The organism is Mesorhizobium sp. WSM4837, from assembly GCF_055811435.1.
Genome location: NZ_JBVVQE010000084.1, coordinates 1 through 16,025 on the forward strand (window position 1 = coordinate 1; position 16,025 = coordinate 16,025).

The following is a 16,025-nucleotide window of genomic DNA, read 5'->3' on the forward strand; positions in this document are numbered from 1 at the left end:
CGAAAATATCAGCGACGCCGTGACCGATTCCGCGTCAACCTCACCAAGGCGTCCGGGCTCTGAAGAGCCCCTCCCCTCCCCTGATTGAAGCTGCAACATAAAAAAATCGAGGGTTGGGTTTTCAGCTTAGGACTTCAATTGAAATCGGGAAGTAAAATCCAGAGGGCCAGAAGGTCTTCGGCGCGGGCGAGCGGCGATAGCAGGGTGGTGAGAGGCAAATTTGCGGTGTCGTAAGCCATTGATTCTGTTGTATGCGATTTGCGTAACGGTAGCTATACCGCCATTTACTTCCGTCACAGGCGATAATCCCGGGCGTGAAGCTCACTATCGATAATGACCTCTTATCGATAGTGATGGATTTCAGGCCGCAAATCGCATAGATTCAGCGCAAAGCATGGCCGCGAAGGCCGCAGAATCCCGCTTGGAACACGCCGCGATGTCAAAACAGCCGCCTCCCCCGGCCAGCGGCCGTCCGGACAAAAACCTGGTGGTCCGGCGCGCCGAAGCGCTTGATGCGCTCGAGTCCGTGCTGCCCTTCGACCGCCGCGATTTTTTGGCCGAAATCCTGACCGACGACGACGTCGCAACCCTGCGCCACCTGGCCAAGGAAGGCATCGGCGCAAATTCCCTGCGGGCGCTGGCCTCCGACCTCGGCTATCTCGAAGCCTGGTGCCAAGCCGCGACAGGACAGCCACTGCCGTGGCCGGCGCCGGAGCCGTTGTTGATCAAATTCGTCGCCCATCATCTCTGGGATCCTTTTCGGCGCGCAACCGATCCGGCGCACGGCATGCCCGGCGAGGTGACGGCCGCGCTGAAGGCGCAGGGGCTTTTGCGCAGCGACGGCCCGCACGCGCCCGCCACCGTGCGCCGGCGGCTGTCGAGCTGGTCGACCTTGACGAAATGGCGCGGCCTTAGCGGAAATTTTTCAGCGCCGGGGCTGCACAGCGCGCTAAAACTGGCGGGGCGCGCCAGCGCCCGCCCGCGCGGCCGCAAGAGCAAAAAGGCGGTGACCGCCGATGTTCTGGCCGCCCTGCTCAAGCCTGCGCCGGCGAAAAACTTGTCGACCTGCGCGACCGGGCGCTGCTGATCACCGCCTTCGCCTCCGGCGGTCGCCGCCGCAGCGAAATTTCTGCCCTGCGGATCGAGCAGCTGGTCGACGAAGATCCCGTTCCGGTCGATCCCAAGGACCCGGACGGCGCGAAGCTGCCCTGCCTGAAAATCCGGCTCGGCCGCACCAAGACGACGCAGGCCGACAGCGACGCTTTCGTGCTCTTGGTCGGCCGGCCGGTGCTGGTCTTGCAAGACTGGCTGGAGCGCGCCGCGATCACGGAGGGCGCGGTGTTCCGCGGCATCGACCGCTGGGGCAATCTCGAACGGCGCGCCCTGACGCCGCAGGCGGTCAACTTGATCCTGAAGCGGCGCGTCGCCGAGGCCGGGCTCGACCCGCAGGCGTTTTCCGCGCACGGCCTGCGCTCCGGCTATCTCACCGAAACCGCCCGCCGCGGGATTCCGCTGCCCGAAGCCATGCAGCAGTCGCAGCACCGCTCGGTGCAACAGGCCTCCAACTACTACAATGATGCCGAGCGCACGCTCGGAAGGGCCGCGCGGCTTCTTGTCTGACCAGATTTGGCCGACGCCTGATCTGCTGGTCCGATAGCGGTCGCCCCACGGCCTGGGCACTCGGAAGCCCAAAAACGCCATCAGGAGCATCAACGGTCGATCGTTCGTCTGAGTTCGTTTCTGCGGGCACGCCAATCTGCCCAATCAACCGGCTCGGAATTGACGACGCTCAAATCGGTCGGAGTAAACCGCTCTGTGAAGATCACCAGGTTCTGACACGGCCAGCGCGCACTTGGAGCCAAGATGCCGTCGAAGCCGAGAAAGGCAGCCGCGTCGCCGATTTCCTGCGTTCGTTCGTAGGCGAGCGACCCGTAGATTTCGGGCGAGACGCCGAGATCTTTCAATGCAGCAAGATCAGCTATCCTCAGCGTTCGTTGGGTGCTGACCGAAATCCGATGAATAACCGACCGGATTTTCGAGGGAAAGACAGGTTGGCGACTGAGGTGAAAATGAATCTCTTCGAGGGCGCCTTCGCGCTCCAGCGAAGTATAAAGCACGTCGAATGTGCCGGGATCCCAGCGCGCCTGAGCCGGATACCCCTGCAACGGTTCCCGCTCTTCTCTCACGATACGCCAGACTTCGCCTTGAAACGATACGCCCTGATGAGCATCGAGGGCGTCAAGCAGATCCAAATCTCGCGCCCGTCGCTCCACTCGAAACCTCAGACGTACGCGCCGGCGTCGAGCCGCTCAATCACCGCCAGGACTTCCTGCGTCCGGTCCGCATTAATGAGATCGATGGCCCGTTCATTGTTGAGAAGCGGATGGCGCGAATGCAGCCAAAGCCGCGTCTCGTCGGCCGTGTAAAAATCTGACAGACGATCGACGACATAGCGCAGGTCCGCAATGACCGTCTGGGTGCGCAGATTTGGGGAACCGTTGCCATGCGACCACCGCGACACGGTCGCCGTTGATACGTCAACAATGTTGGCGATGTCCTTGCCTTGAAGGCCGCCTCGTGACCGCAGATCATCCAGAATCCGTACTACAGCTGTGCTCATGACATTACCTACTGCGCAAAGCAGCGCTAGACACCTTCGCCTGCCGGCGCGGCGGGACCAGCGCGCGTGGTTGGCCCGTAATCGTGCTGTTTAAGGCATCCAAAACGGCGTGCATTTTTTCCAAGCGAAGGCTGCTGCGCTGCAAGACCTTTGACAAGCCCTCGTCTGACACCTTCAGTTTTGCCGCCGATCGGGCGGTTCGCTCGGCAGCGGCAAGCTCCTTTTCGAGGAAATGCTGAGCGCGGCGCAACTCCGGGACACCGGACAGCTCTTCAATCTGGCGAAACCGCTGACGCAAATAGTGCGCCTTCGGGTCTTTCAAAGTGTCACTGAGGCCGTTCGGACAGCAAGACCGGTCATGGCAGCTCAGAACCGACCTGGCGCCTTGCGCCGCCATCAGGATATCGACCTGCTTGACACTCAGCAGTCTATCCAATCCTGCCATTAGGACGCGCTTTTCTCGACCGCCGCCACCGGCCTGCGGAGGTTTGCTCCAATCGCTTGCGTCAAAGCGTTCCTTTTCGGCGACGCCGTGACAAATACCCCCTGCTGCACCGAACGCGGGAATAGCGACGCCCACCAGACCTCCAACGCCGTCGGCGACGATCGGGCGCTCCAAGCGCTGAAAATCCATCATTGCCGCGATATAGCGGCGTAAACCCGCCGGCGTGGCATCCGAGCCGAAACCGGACACCCGGAACCACAGTTGGTCGAAAGGAACATTGTTCAGTCCGGCGATGAAAGCCCGGCGTTGTGCGGGATCGCGAAGCGCGGCATTTTTGATCATCAGCGGGTAATCGACACCAATATGTTTTCCGCCTTCGACATCAAGTGCCCGACGCAATGCAGATGCGGCTTCACAATCGAGCGCGAAAAGCTTGTCAGTCGAGCTTTCGAGTATGTGAGCGGGCGCCTGCACGGCGTGAAAGCCCTGCTTTACCGCGAAACGCGCGATCTGGCCTATAACGTCACGGTTCGCATTCGGCCGCAGGTCGTCGGGGGTTAAAACGCTGTCGGGATTTGCCCAAGGCGCGCTCTTGGCGGCGCCACCGAACCGGCCGGCCGACGAAAGTTCCGCTACGTTGGTATCCAGGATGAGTTCGCCGCCGGCGTCCGCAAGTGCCGCCATGAGATCGTGCTGCCTAAGCGCAGATGACGCCTCGATCACCACCCGATCGACCATCATTTTGCCCGATCCGAGCAATGTCTCGAGTTGCCGGTGACCGCTGGTTCCGACCCGCAGAAAATGCCCAACCGGCTTTGGCTGGCCGTGCAGATAGACGACATTCTTGCTCATGGCTAAAACTCCATGCCTGTCCTTACGAAAAGATTTCGCAAATGTCAATCTATGAAATCATTCTGCAACCGCTGACCTCAACGGATCAGTTATCCTTATCCTCTGGATTTGGAAATCCTCCCCGCAACGAGCTTTCTGGCACTGTAAATGGCCGCTGACACGCAAAACCATGCTTCCCGTCGATCACAGGGACGACTCATCGGCTATGCGCGCGTCTCTACGGACGAGCAGGCGACCGAAGCCCAGCAGATCGAACTGCGCGCCTCCGGATGCGCAGATCGTCGATGAGCACGGCTCGGGCGCCTCCCGCGCCCGCCCTGCCCTTGCGAAGCTCGTGCGCGAGATTGCTGCCGGCGACACGCTTGTCGTCGTCCGGCTCGACCGCTTGGCCCGCTCAGTCGGCCATCTGCTCGAGGTGATCGAGGATCTGACCGCCAAAGGCGCGCATTTCCGCTCACTGAGAGATCCGATCGACACGACGACGCCGCAAGGCATGTTCTCCCTGCAGGTCCTCGGCGCCGTCGCCCAGCTCGAGCGTGCATTGATTTCCGAGCGCACGAAAGCCGGTATCAAAGCCGCCAAGGCAAAAGGGCGGATGCCGGGCAATCCGGGAATCCGCGAACGCCGGCCGGAGGCGCTGGCCAGGATGAGGCACGCACAGAAAGCCGCCTATGGTGCGCGCATTCAGGCCACCGCCCCAGCAATGGCTGCCGACGGTCAGGCGCATCCGTCCGGACCACACCTGGGACGACATCGCGCGGTTTCTGAAGCAACGCGGGCTCGCCTGGACGCCGGAGCGATTGCGCCGGGCCGTAAAATGGATGGTCACCGAGGGCATGGCAGATGCCAGGCTTCTTAAGAAGTCCCCGCCCCGACTTCCCGAGGATCGTCTGATGACGCTGGTCGCCGGCATCCAGTCATCCAATCCGCAGCTTACGCTGCGCGAAATCGCCAGCCAGCTGGAAAGATTACACGAGCGCACGCCGCGACGAAATGGGCACCCTCATCGGTGAAGAACCTTCTCGACCGTGCGAAGCGCAACGGCTTGCTCAGCGAGGCCTGAGAGGCAAGGATTGGAGTGGCGCGAACGCAATACCTATCGCGCGCCCTGACCATAGCCGGGATCGCCCAAAGAAATCGTAAACGCCGGAGCTCCCTTCCATGTTGGACACCAGGATCATCGACAGCCGGGACGATTTTGCGCAGTGGGCGATCGACCGGGCCAATGCGATCCTGACCGATCAGTGTTCGGACCTCGCCACCGCCGCCCGCAACGGGAACGAGGCTCAAATCGGGGAGACCGCTCAGGCGCTTGGTCAGGCGATCGTTGATGCCTTGCTCGAGGCGTTCGACGGTCTCGCGGGCGACGAATGACCTGCCGTCTCGGGCCGCGCGAATGGCCGCGGCAACGAGCTCGATAGCCGGACCCGGGCGTACAGCTCCGACCGGCGTCATGATTTCGGCCTGCGCAGGCTCCTGAGAAGCGCTTCTGAGACCTCAAGCCGCCCTTCCCGCTTGTTGACATCGGCCGGCGGCCCGCCACGGGTCTGGGCGGCCGTCTTTTCGGCGTCCAGTTTGGCGCGCAACAGCGCCATGACCATCGGCCAGGCCGAGAATTTTCCCTCGCGCGCCCGATCCGTCAGGCTGCGCAGATAGCCTCCGGCGTTGTTGATCTCGGCGGCGCGCTGATAGATCGCCGCCAGCGTGATCGCCGCCTGCCGCTCGCCCAGAACCTCGCAGGCCTCACGCCAGGCGCTCGGGCTGACCCCCAGCATCGGCCGGGCGACCTCCGCCCCCGCCAGAAAATCTCGCCAGTTGCGGATTTCGGCGTCCTTCGCCAGCTCGCGCCAGTTTGCACAGGCATCCAGCACGATCCCCAGGGGCAACTCGCGCTTGGGCAAGCTGTGCAGGTTGTCGGTTTCCGTGGCGCTGCCGCCCGCTTCTTCTTTATCTCCTAAGCCGTTTTTAGATTCAGATATGGAGTCTGGGTTTGAATTCTGTATGTGGCGACCGGAATGGGACTCATTGGCGTCCGGATTCTGTGTTTCCGTGAAGGATTCCAGTGCGTCGCGGATTTCGATCCAGAGCAGCTCAAGATCATCGCAAATGTCATCGAGGAGTTGGCGGGGGGCGGTCCTGGGAAGTCGTCCGATGATCCCTTGGTAGGTCCGAGTCATTTTGCCCCAATTGCCCGGAACGCCCCCCTCGATGCCGGCGTCGATCATCTTCACGATGTCCCGGCGCAACAGCGTCAGGCGCTCCCTGGCAGCCTTGTAGGCGCGTTTTTCGACCTGAACCGTCTCAGCCAGTTCGGCGAACTCCTCGGCGCGCGCGACGATTGGCGACAGATCGAAGCCATAGGCCTGCTCGATCTGCCCGCCCCTGCCCTTGCGCGCGAAGCGCTTGCCGTTCGGGCTGTCCCGGCGGATGATCAGCCCGCAATCGACCAGGACGGCCAGATGACGCCGCAGCGTTGTCGCCGGCATGCCGTTGGCTCTGGCCATGAGCTGCTCGTTTGACGGCCAAACGACGAGTTCGCCGTCGGCCGAAAGCTCCGTGTCCCGATGGAAGGACAGAAGCGCGTTGAGGATCGCCAGCGAGCGATCCGTGGCGCCGATCAGATCCTTGGCTTCACGGATCGATTTGAAGACATGCCATTTCTGAACGCTTGCGCCTTCCGGCATGGCGTTCGCTACGGCCTGACTTGCCATCATGGCAAGCGTCATCGGCCGCCGCCCAAAAGGCGTCGTTGCAATATGCGTCTGCATTTTTCTTCACCTATCGCTAGGCAAAAGAAGCCAGCGCGCCGAAAACGACGTCTTGACCCGTGCGGGACTCTTGACTGTGATTCGCGGAAGTGCGATTCTCTAGGTGCTCAATCTAGGAGAAGGGCTTCCGGAACTCGTTTCGGGGGCCTTTTTCTTTTGCGGTTACGGTTCCTCTCTCAGTTGCGTGGAATCCTGCCGAAAGGCCTCGTATAGGCGGTCGAGGTTCTCCGACAAATAGTCACCGAACGCACGCGCTTCGGAGCTCCTGGCCTTGATTGCCAAAGTGAAGCGCTTTGCGTCCGAGGTTATGTCAGCCGAAAGGGAGCCACCCGTCGGTGTCCAACTGCGTTTTTGCGGGGCGGACTGTTTACGTTTCCTGGAGGCGGACGACTTGAGCCGCCGCACCAGAAGATCAAAGCGGCCATCGCTGGGAAGGGCGGCAAAGCCATCCTCCTTGATCACCTCGAAGGCGATGTCGTGGTTTGATGGCTTGTCCATGAGCAGCTTAAGTTCATACCAGCGGTCGCGGCCGATGCCCTTTGCTTCGCCGATTGCATCAAGAACCCGTGCGGGCAGGCTTGCCACCGACAGCATCTTCGACAGCGTTGTACGGTCGATCGAAAGCGCCTTGAGAATGGTCGCGTTGTCCTCGTCGTAACGGAGACGTGCGAGGTCGGCGGCAAAGAGCGCTCTCTCGATGAATGGCACGTTGGCCCGAGCCGAGTTCTCCTGACCGAGCGTGAGGACGTGTTCGCGGTCCTCCATCTCCTTGACGACAGCGCGGACTTTGCGCCCAAGGGCCTTGGCGGCCTCGAGGCGCCGATGCCCAAACACCACCATGTAGCGGCCCACGGTTTTTGGGTGCGGCCGAACCAGAATAGGGGAGTTTTGGCCGTTCTCGCGGACTGCCTCCACCAGCTCGTTGAACTCCCGTTCGTCGTTCGCCCGTCTGTCTCGCACGAACGAGACGTCGATCGTGTCAGGCTCCAACTCGACGATGGTCTCGCCGGCAGCGAGCTTGTCGGCGCGCGCCGCCATGTCGTCCAACGTACTAAGGATCGACCGAGACGCGCCCTTCGCAGCGTATTCGACTACGGAGCGCTCGGCAGGCCTGTCGTTGTCGTCCAGTATGTTGGCGAAGGGGTTCTTACGAGCCATCGCTCAGCCTCATGATCTCTGCTATGCGCCTGAAATTACCGCGCTTTTGGTCCGTGTTGACGGCAGTCAACATCACAGACGCCCCCATGCTCGATGGAGCAGGCCCTGTATCTCGAAATTCGCCGCGTCCAACGCTTCGATAGCCCGATCGTAGGTGTCGCGATTGAAGTTGGCGCGCTCGACCTCGTACAGAGTCTGCTTGGTTAGTCCGGCATCGGAAATCGCCGTCGACTTCACCATCGGGTTCTTCAGAATCTCTTCGGCCAGGATGGACTGCATGAATCCCAGCATCTGAGTCTGGGGCACATCAGACGGCTCGTATCGGGTGATCAGGTAGCGGAGCCAGTCGATCTTTACCGGCGCTCCCTTCTCCCGGATGGATCTGACGAAGTTGCCCAACATGAGGAGGAACTGACTCATCGACATCAGATCGAGCATCTGGGGGTGAACCGTGACGAGGACCGAGGTGGAGGCGGTCAACGCGGTCAAGGTGAGGAATCCGAGCTGCGGCGGGCAGTCGACGATTACGACGTCGAAGCGATCATCCACCTCCTCCAGCGATCGACCGAGCCGGCTGTAGAACCTCTTGCCCTCACTCGAGGTCTGCATCGAAAGGGGAGTGTCGAACTCGTATTCCTGCAATTCGAGGTTGGCTGGAATGATCTCGAGTAGAGGGAAGTTCGTGGGCAGTATCACGTCCGCGATCGGCTGTCGCTTCTCGTCATATCGGATTGCGTCGTATAGCGACGGATTCCCGTCTAGTTCCGGCTGGAAGCCATGTAATGCCGAAAGGGACGCTTGCGGGTCGAGGTCGATCGCCAAGACCCTGTGCCCGGTCAACGCAAGATGCTGCGCCAGGTGCGCGGCGGTCGTGGTCTTTCCAGAGCCACCTTTGAAATTGACTACGGCAATGACTTGAAGCTTCTCGCCCGGCTTGCGGAAGGGGACATATTTTTTGGCGTCGGATCGGCCGTACTTATCGAGGTAGTGCCGCAGTTCGATCATCTGCTCGGCAGTGTAAAAGCGCCGCCCACCAGCAGCGATGAGTGGCTCCGGCCCCTTTCCCTCAAGGTGGAGCCGCTTCAGGTTGTTCGGGCTGATGCCGAGGTAGTGCGCGACCTCAGCCATCGGAAATCGCCGAAGCGTCTTCTTTGCATTGGGCGGAAACTTCTCGAGCCGCAGCTGGTCGAGCTTGCGGGAGATCTCGGCGCCTTGCGTCAGGATCTTTTCATCAAATTCGAAAGGTGGAAGCGCACTCATTCTGACCGGCCCCGCGAGGAAAATAGCGCCAGACTGCGGTCATCTGGCCAATTTGGCGCCAGTATGTCCGATTCTCCCCTCGTGGCAAGGATAATAGAGTTAACGAGTAGTTAACGCGAGCTCGCCGGATTGCATTTGTCGAAACCACTTTAGCCCATGTTATCAGATGGTTAGACGACCCGATCGCGCCGCGTTCGGCCAGCTACCGCTAATAAATCTATTAGGGGCTGAACCCCCCATTTTTGTGCCGGCAGAGGGCTCTATCCCCGCCATGGGGGCCGACTCACCCCTGATCGCATCGAATGGTACTCATAATTTCACTAGTCGCGGCTCGCCGCGCAATCGTGCCCTTTGCCTCCGAACACACTCGAATCGGAGCGACACTGATGCGGGCACTGGCCATTTCTCCTGACGCATATGATGACTTCGCTGGTCTTCTCGATGCCATGCACCGGCTGCGGGCTCACATCTTCAAGGGACGGCTGGGATGGAGCGTGGTCACACAGGGCGGGCGAGAACCCGATGAATTCGACGCTCTGAAGCCAACATACATCCTGGCGATATCGTCGGCCTCGGCAGTCGTCGACCGCGCGAGCTTCGAGCGCGTGCGATCCCCGTCATATCGGTCCGTCCTCTGCCCGAAGCTGCGTGCCGCCTGACGAAAATGCCCATGCCCCAGCTTCGCTCCCACCCCCGCCTGATCCGCAAGCTGCAGGAAGCGCTCGGGGACCAGCTCTGCGTCGCCCTCGATGATGCGACCGTCGTCGAGATCATGCTCAATCCCGATGGCCGGCTTTTCATCGAACGGCTAGGCCATGGCGTTGCACCGGCCGGAGAGATGAGTGCCGCAACCGCCGAGATCGTCATCGGCAGCGTGGCGCATTCGCTGCGGTCAGAGGCCGACGACGATCGGCCGATCGTCTCGGGCGAGCTCCCGATCGGCGGGCATCGTTTCGAGGGACTTCTGCCCCCCGTTGTCACGGCGCCGACCTTCACCATTCGCCGGCGGGCCTCGCGGCTCATTCCACTCGACGATTATATCGCGGCGAAGACCATTACGGAGCACCAGGCCTCCCTGATCCGCAACGCGATCACGTCGCGGATGAACATCGTCATCTCCGGCGGCACGGGCTCGGGCAAGACCACGCTTGCCAATGCGGTCATTGCCGAGATCGTCGAGACGGCCCCGGAGGATCGCATGGTGATCCTCGAGGACACAGCCGAGATTCAGTGCGCCGCCGAGAACGCGGTCGCTTTGCATACGAGCGACACGATCGACATGGGCCGCCTTCTGAAAAGCACGATGCGGCTGCGGCCCGACCGGATCATCGTCGGCGAGGTTCGTGACGGTGCCGCGCTTACTTTGCTCAAGGCCTGGAACACCGGTCACCCCGGCGGCGTGACGACGATCCATTCCAACACGGCGGAATCCGCCCTGCGCCGCCTCGAGCAACTGACGGCCGAGGCAAGCCAGCAGCCCATGCGCGAGGTGATCGGCGAGGCGGTCGACCTGATCGTCTCGATCGAGCGAACGCCCAGGGGCCGCGTGGTTCGCGATGTTCTGCATGTCGAGAGCTTTGTGAATGGTCATTACCGCACTGAATCCTATTCGCCGAAGGAGGAATGCCATGTCGCATGAACGCATGTGGAGGTTTGCGCTCGCAACATTCGCGCTGGCGCTTGTCCATGCCGAGCCCAGCCTGGCATCGAGTGGCGGCGGCGGCTTGCCGTGGGAAGGCCCCTTGCAGCAGATCCAGCAGTCGATCACCGGTCCAGTCGCGGGATTCATCGCTCTCGCCGCGGTCGCGATCGCCGGCGGCATGCTGATCTTCGGCGGTGAGCTCAACGATTTCGCGCGGCGGCTGATGTATGTCGTGCTCGTCGCCGGCATCCTGCTCGGCGCCACCCAGATCGTCGCGCTGTTCGGCGCGAGCGGCGCCTCGATCGGCGACGCCGCGTCTTCGCCGAGCGTTGACGGGGCAGGGGAGGGCGGTCGTGGCTGAACCGGGCTCAAGCCTCGACCGTTCGCGCATCCACCGGGCGCTGTCGCGGCCGAACCTGCTGCTCGGCGCCGACCGCGAGCTCGTGCTCGTGACCGGCCTCGCCGCCGTAATCCTGATCTTCGTCGTGCTGACACCCTATTCGGCGCTGTTCGGAATTGCGGTCTGGATTATCGTGGTGGCGGCACTGCGGATGATGGCGAAGGCCGACCCGATGATGCGGCTCGTCTATGCCCGCCATGTCGGCTATCGGCCTTACTACCGGCCGACCTCAACCCCCTGGCGCCGCTTCTGAGGACCGTCCATGGTGGCGTTGCGCTCCTTCCGCCATTCCGGCCCGTCCTTCTCGGATCTGGCGCCTTATGCCGCGCTGGTCGCAAATGGCGTGATCCTGCTCAAGGACGGCTCGCTGATGGCGGGCTGGTATTTCGCCGGGCCGGATTCGGAGAGTTCGACGGATACCGAGCGCAACGAGGTGTCCCGCCAGATCAATGCGATCCTGTCGCGTCTCGGCTCAGGCTGGATGATCCAGGTCGAGGCGGTGCGGGTCGCAACCTCCGAATATCCCGCGCGCGAGGAATGCCATTTTCCCGATCCCGTGACGCGCGCCATCGACGACGAGCGTCGTGCGCATTTTGAGGAGGGGAGGGGACATTTCGAGAGCCGCCACGCGCTGATCCTGACCTGGCGGCCGCCGGAAAGACGGCGCTCGGGGCTTGCCCGCTACGTCTATTCCGACAGCGAGAGCCGCACGGCGCGCTATGCCGACACGGTGCTGGAAAACTTCCAGACCTCGATCCGCGAGGTCGAGCAGTATCTCGGCAACGCGCTTTCGATCCGCCGCATGATGACACGGTCGGTCGAGGAGCGGGGCGGCTTCCAGACCGCCCGCTATGATGAACTCTTCCAGTTCATCCGCTTCTCACTCACCGGCGAGAACCATCCGGTGCGCCTGCCGGAGATTCCGATGTATCTCGACTGGCTGGCAACCGCCGAGTTCAGCCATGGCCTCACACCGATGGTCGACAGCCGTTATCTCGCCGTGGTCGGAATCGATGGGTTCCCGGCCGAGAGCTGGCCGGGCATCCTCAACTCGCTCGACTTGATGCCGCTCACCTATCGGTGGTCGTCGCGCTTCATCTTTCTCGATGACCAGGAGGCGCGGGCCCGGCTCGAGCGCACGCGCAAGAAATGGCAGCAGAAGGTCAGGCCCTTCTTCGACCAGCTGTTCCAGACACAATCACGTTCGGTCGATCAGGACGCGATGGCAATGGTCGCCGAAACCGAGGACGCGATCGCCCAGGCCTCATCGCAGCTCGTCGCCTATGGCTACTACACGCCGGTCATCGTGCTGTTTGACGACAACGACACCAGGCTTCGGGAGAAGGCCGAGGCTGTCCGCCGGCTCATCCAGGCCGAGGGTTTTGGCGCGCGGATCGAGACCATCAATGCAACGGAGGCCTTTCTCGGCAGCCTGCCGGGGAACTGGTATGCCAACATCCGCGAGCCGCTGATCAACACGCGCAATCTCGCGGACCTGATCCCGCTCAATTCGGTCTGGTCGGGCGCACCGACCGCGCCTTGCCCGTTCTACCCGCCGGGGTCACCTCCGCTGATGCTGGTCGCCAGCGGCTCGACGCCGTTTCGGCTCAATCTGCACGTCGACGACGTTGGGCACACGCTGATATTCGGTCCGACCGGGTCGGGCAAGTCGACCCTGCTGGCGCTGATCGCCGCGCAGTTCCGGCGCTATGCGAGCGCGCAGATCTTCGCCTTCGACAAGGGCCGCTCCATGCTGCCGGTCACGCTAGCCGCCGGCGGCGATCACTACGAGATCGGCGAGAGCGACGGGGAAGGAAGCCCGGCGCTTGCCTTTTGCCCGCTTGCCGAGCTCGGCACGGATGGCGACCGGGCTTGGGCGTCGGAATGGATCGAGACGCTGGTGGCGCTGCAGGGCGTGACGATCACGCCCGATCACCGCAACGCCATTTCCCGCCAGGTCGGATTGCTGGCTTCCTCGAACGGCCGATCCCTCTCGGACTTCGTCTCCGGCGTGCAAATGCGCGAGATCAAGGAGGCGCTGCACCACTACACCGTCGACGGGCCGATGGGTCAGCTGCTCGATGCGGAAAACGACGGGCTTTCGTTGCGCTCCTTCCAGACCTTCGAGATCGAGCAGTTGATGAACATGGGCGAGCGCAGCCTCGTCCCGGTGCTCACCTATCTGTTCCGTCGCATCGAGAAGCGGTTGACCGGCGATGCGAGCCTGATCATCCTCGACGAGGCCTGGCTGATGCTCGGCCACCCGACCTTCCGCGACAAGATCCGCGAGTGGCTGAAGGTGCTGCGCAAGGCTAATTGCGCGGTCGTGCTGGCGACGCAGTCGATTTCCGACGCCGAGCGCTCCGGCATCATCGACGTGCTGAAGGAATCCTGCCCGACCAAGATCTGCCTGCCGAACGGCGCGGCGCGCGAGCCGGGCACGCGGGAATTCTACGAGCGCATCGGCTTCAACGAGCGCCAGATCGAGATTGTCGCGACCGCGCTGCCCAAGCGAGAATATTACGTCGCTTCGCCGGAAGGACGGCGGCTCTTCGACATGGCGCTCGGACCCGTCGCGCTCTCCTTCGCCGGCGCCTCAGGCAAGGAAGACCTGAAGCAAATTCTGGCGCTGAAGACCGAGCATGGCGACGCCTGGCCCGTGCACTGGCTTCAACAGAGAGGAATAGGCAATGCCGAAACACTCCTTCACAACGGCTAGGCTTACCGCTGCCGTGGCGGCACTAGCGATTATGACGCACGTCTCACCGGCCCTCTCAGGGGCGGCCACCGGCGCCGCGACCGAATGGACCCAGCTCCTCAACAACAGCGAGTTGGTCAGCCTGGTCGGCCAATCGACCGAGCAGATCAACAACCAGGTCACCCAGATCACACAACTGGCGGAGCAGATCCAGAACCAGCTGAATATCTACGAAAACATGCTGCAGAACACCGCGCAGCTACCGAGCCACATCTGGGGTCAGGTCGAGAGCGACCTCAACCGGCTGCGCAGCCTGGCTTCGCAGGGGCAGGGGATCGCCTTCTCCATGAGCAATGCCGACGAGGTGCTGAAGCAGCGTTTCCAGAGCTATGCCGACTTCAAGACCCGCCTTCCGGATGGTGCGAGCTTCTCGTCAACTTATCAGAACTGGTCGACGACGAACCGCGACACCATTGCCGGCACGCTGAAGGCCGCTGGCCTTACCGCCGAGCAGTTCTCGTCGGAGGAATCGACCATGGAATCGCTCCGCTCAATGTCGGAATCGGCCGACGGACAGATGAAGGCCCTGCAGGTCGGCCATGAGATCGCCGCCCAGCAGGTCGCCCAGATGCAGAAGCTGCGCGGTCTGGTCTCGCAGCAGACGACGATGATGGGGACCTGGCTGCAGTCCGAACAGGCCGATAAGGACCTCGCCCAGGCGCGGCGCGAAAAGTTCTTCAACGCGACGGTGCCGAGCGTGCGCGGTGGACAGACGATGGAGCCGCGCTGGTGAGCCGCCAGATTGTCATAGCAGTCCTTGCCGCGGTCATCGCTCTGGTTGGGCTCACCGTGGTCTGGTTCGTCTTCGTGCCTCAGCCGCAGATCACGCCGACGCCGGCGGCGTCGGACGAGAGACGCCGACGCGCGGAAGATTTCTTCGGCGGCGATCCCGACCGCTCCGTTGGCGGCGGCCAGGAGATGAAACCCCAGTGGTAGTCGTCCGCCCATCCCGCACGCTGGAGATCAGCTTCATCGTCATCGGTTTGGTCCTGCTCGCCAGCGCGCCGGCGCTGGCGCAGCAGGGCAGCGTGCTGACCACGCTCGAAAACCAGGTCTCGGTGGCCGCGAAGGGCTGGGAGACGACGGTGATGGATGCCGCTAGCTCCCTGTTCTGGATTCTTGCCGGCATCGAGGTCGGCATCGCTGCGGTATGGCTCGCCCTGCAGGCCGCCTCGCTCGATGCCTGGTTCGCCGAGCTCGTCCGCAGGATCATGTTCATCGGGCTGTTCGCCTTCATTCTCGACCAAGGGCCCAGCTTCGCCAAGGCGGTGGTCGACAGCCTGTTCCAGATCGGCGCCAACGGTGGCTCGGCCTCTCCGGCGAACATTTTTGACGCCGGCATCCGTGTCGCCTCCAAGATGTCGGAGCAGGCGCAGTTCGGGCTCTTCGAGGACAATGCGCTGGCGATTGCCGCCGTCTTCGCCATGGTCATCGTGGTAATCTCGTTCAGCCTGGTGGCGGCGATCTTTGTTGCGGTCATGGTCGAGATGTATGTCGGCCTCCTCGCCGGCATGATCATGCTCGGGCTGGGCGGCTCGTCCTACACCAAGAATTTCGCGGTCCGCTACCTGGTCTACGCTTTCTCGGTCGGAATGAAGCTGATGGCGCTGGTCATGATCGCGCGCATCGGCTCGGAAGTGCTGCTCGGCCTCGCCGAGGCGCCCACCGCCACATCCGACCAGTTTATCACCACGCTCGCAATCGCGGGGATCTCAGTGGTGGTATTCATTGTCGCCATGTACGTGCCGCCGATCGTCCAGGGCGTCGTGCAGGGCGCCTCGATTTCCGGCGGCATGGAAGCGATCCGCCATGGCGGCCAGACCGCGAGTTTTGCCGCCGGCGGGGCCTTCCTCGGTGCAAGCGCGGCAGTGTCCGGCGCCTCGGCCGCGCGAAACGCCAGGGCTGGTGGCGCCTCGATGGCGGGAGCGGCGTTGCGTGGCATGGCGTCCGGCATCGGCAATGCCGGCTGGGCCGCCGGCTCGGCGGCGAAGGAGAAGGCAATCGCCGCACCCGGCGCCTATGCCGGATCGCTGCTCGGGCTGGCCAACGCCAAGCTCGACCAGACGCGGCAGAAGACGCCGCCGCCGGCACCATCCCGACCCCCGATCCAGGATCAGTGAGA

General features: G+C 62.6%; 15 protein-coding genes and 2 pseudogenes. 11 read left to right on the forward strand and 6 right to left on the reverse strand.

Translation table 11 applies throughout. From position 1 onward, the window contains the following. Nucleotides 1-436 precede the first annotated feature (436 nt). Nucleotides 437-1,620, forward strand: a pseudogene (locus AC0L3D_RS31640) (site-specific integrase). 89 nt (nucleotides 1,621-1,709) lie between these two features. Here AC0L3D_RS31640 and AC0L3D_RS31645 read toward each other — a convergent pair. Genes AC0L3D_RS31645 through AC0L3D_RS31655 form a run of 3 tightly spaced genes read right to left on the reverse strand, consistent with a single transcriptional unit; the run spans nucleotide 1,710 to nucleotide 3,917 of the window. Beyond that, on the reverse strand, nucleotides 1,710-2,252 hold the full coding sequence (locus AC0L3D_RS31645) for an RES family NAD+ phosphorylase (RefSeq protein ID WP_473646976.1): 543 nt from the start codon (nucleotides 2,250-2,252) through the stop codon (nucleotides 1,710-1,712). Nucleotides 2,253-2,281: 29 nt separating this feature from the next. Beyond that, a complete protein-coding gene (locus AC0L3D_RS31650; protein WP_067969739.1) occupies nucleotides 2,282-2,620 on the reverse strand; it encodes an antitoxin Xre/MbcA/ParS toxin-binding domain-containing protein in 339 nt (112 codons plus the stop codon). Between the two features lie 4 nt (nucleotides 2,621-2,624). Then, complete coding sequence (locus tag AC0L3D_RS31655) at nucleotides 2,625-3,917, reverse strand: hypothetical protein (RefSeq protein WP_473646978.1); 1,293 nt, start codon at nucleotides 3,915-3,917, stop codon at nucleotides 2,625-2,627. Between the two features lie 147 nt (nucleotides 3,918-4,064). Here AC0L3D_RS31655 and AC0L3D_RS31660 point away from each other — a divergent pair. Continuing rightward, nucleotides 4,065-4,980 (forward strand): annotated as a pseudogene (locus AC0L3D_RS31660) (recombinase family protein). Between the two features lie 98 nt (nucleotides 4,981-5,078). Next, complete coding sequence (locus AC0L3D_RS31665) at nucleotides 5,079-5,291, forward strand: hypothetical protein (RefSeq protein WP_473646980.1); 213 nt, start codon at nucleotides 5,079-5,081, stop codon at nucleotides 5,289-5,291. Nucleotides 5,292-5,368: 77 nt separating this feature from the next. Here AC0L3D_RS31665 and repC read toward each other — a convergent pair whose 3' ends face one another. From repC to repA, 3 genes are all read right to left on the reverse strand, one after another. Next, nucleotides 5,369-6,685: a plasmid replication protein RepC gene (repC, locus tag AC0L3D_RS31670; protein ID WP_473646982.1), complete on the reverse strand. Its 1,317-nt coding sequence runs from the start codon at nucleotides 6,683-6,685 to the stop codon at nucleotides 5,369-5,371. 162 nt (nucleotides 6,686-6,847) lie between these two features. Continuing rightward, nucleotides 6,848-7,843, reverse strand: coding sequence for a plasmid partitioning protein RepB (gene repB / locus AC0L3D_RS31675; protein WP_473646983.1), 996 nt, complete (start codon nucleotides 7,841-7,843; stop codon nucleotides 6,848-6,850). A 72-nt stretch (nucleotides 7,844-7,915) separates the two neighbouring features. Beyond that, on the reverse strand, nucleotides 7,916-9,103 hold the full coding sequence (gene repA, locus AC0L3D_RS31680) for a plasmid partitioning protein RepA (RefSeq protein ID WP_473646985.1): 1,188 nt from the start codon (nucleotides 9,101-9,103) through the stop codon (nucleotides 7,916-7,918). A gap of 386 nt (nucleotides 9,104-9,489) precedes the next feature. Here repA and AC0L3D_RS31685 point away from each other — a divergent pair, with 386 nt between their 5' ends. From AC0L3D_RS31685 to trbL, 8 genes are read left to right on the forward strand one after another with little or no spacing between them, the layout of a single operon-like run. Continuing rightward, nucleotides 9,490-9,762: an acyl-homoserine-lactone synthase gene (locus tag AC0L3D_RS31685; RefSeq protein ID WP_473646987.1), complete on the forward strand. Its 273-nt coding sequence runs from the start codon at nucleotides 9,490-9,492 to the stop codon at nucleotides 9,760-9,762. Between the two features lie 11 nt (nucleotides 9,763-9,773). Beyond that, nucleotides 9,774-10,742 carry a P-type conjugative transfer ATPase TrbB gene (gene trbB, locus AC0L3D_RS31690; protein ID WP_473646988.1) on the forward strand — a complete coding sequence of 323 codons (969 nt, stop codon included), beginning with the start codon at nucleotides 9,774-9,776 and terminating at the stop codon, nucleotides 10,740-10,742. Then, a complete protein-coding gene (locus tag AC0L3D_RS31695; protein ID WP_473646990.1) occupies nucleotides 10,732-11,106 on the forward strand; it encodes a TrbC/VirB2 family protein in 375 nt (124 codons plus the stop codon). The genes trbB and AC0L3D_RS31695 overlap by 11 nt, the downstream gene beginning before the upstream one ends. Then, entirely contained in the window at nucleotides 11,099-11,398 is a 300-nt protein-coding gene (locus tag AC0L3D_RS31700) for a conjugal transfer protein TrbD (RefSeq protein WP_473646991.1), read from the forward strand. Before AC0L3D_RS31695 ends, AC0L3D_RS31700 begins: the two co-directional genes overlap by 8 nt. Nucleotides 11,399-11,407: 9 nt before the next feature. Beyond that, on the forward strand, nucleotides 11,408-13,864 hold the full coding sequence (locus AC0L3D_RS31705) for a conjugal transfer protein TrbE (protein WP_473646993.1): 2,457 nt from the start codon (nucleotides 11,408-11,410) through the stop codon (nucleotides 13,862-13,864). Next, entirely contained in the window at nucleotides 13,836-14,636 is an 801-nt protein-coding gene (gene trbJ, locus AC0L3D_RS31710; RefSeq protein ID WP_473646994.1) for a P-type conjugative transfer protein TrbJ, read from the forward strand. The genes AC0L3D_RS31705 and trbJ overlap by 29 nt, the downstream gene beginning before the upstream one ends. Further along, nucleotides 14,633-14,839, forward strand: coding sequence for an entry exclusion protein TrbK (gene trbK, locus AC0L3D_RS31715; protein ID WP_473646996.1), 207 nt, complete (start codon nucleotides 14,633-14,635; stop codon nucleotides 14,837-14,839). Before trbJ ends, trbK begins: the two co-directional genes overlap by 4 nt. Then, nucleotides 14,833-16,023, forward strand: a complete 1,191-nt coding sequence (trbL, locus tag AC0L3D_RS31720) for a P-type conjugative transfer protein TrbL (protein ID WP_473646998.1) — start codon at nucleotides 14,833-14,835, stop codon at nucleotides 16,021-16,023. The genes trbK and trbL overlap by 7 nt, the downstream gene beginning before the upstream one ends. Nucleotides 16,024-16,025 lie beyond the last annotated feature (2 nt).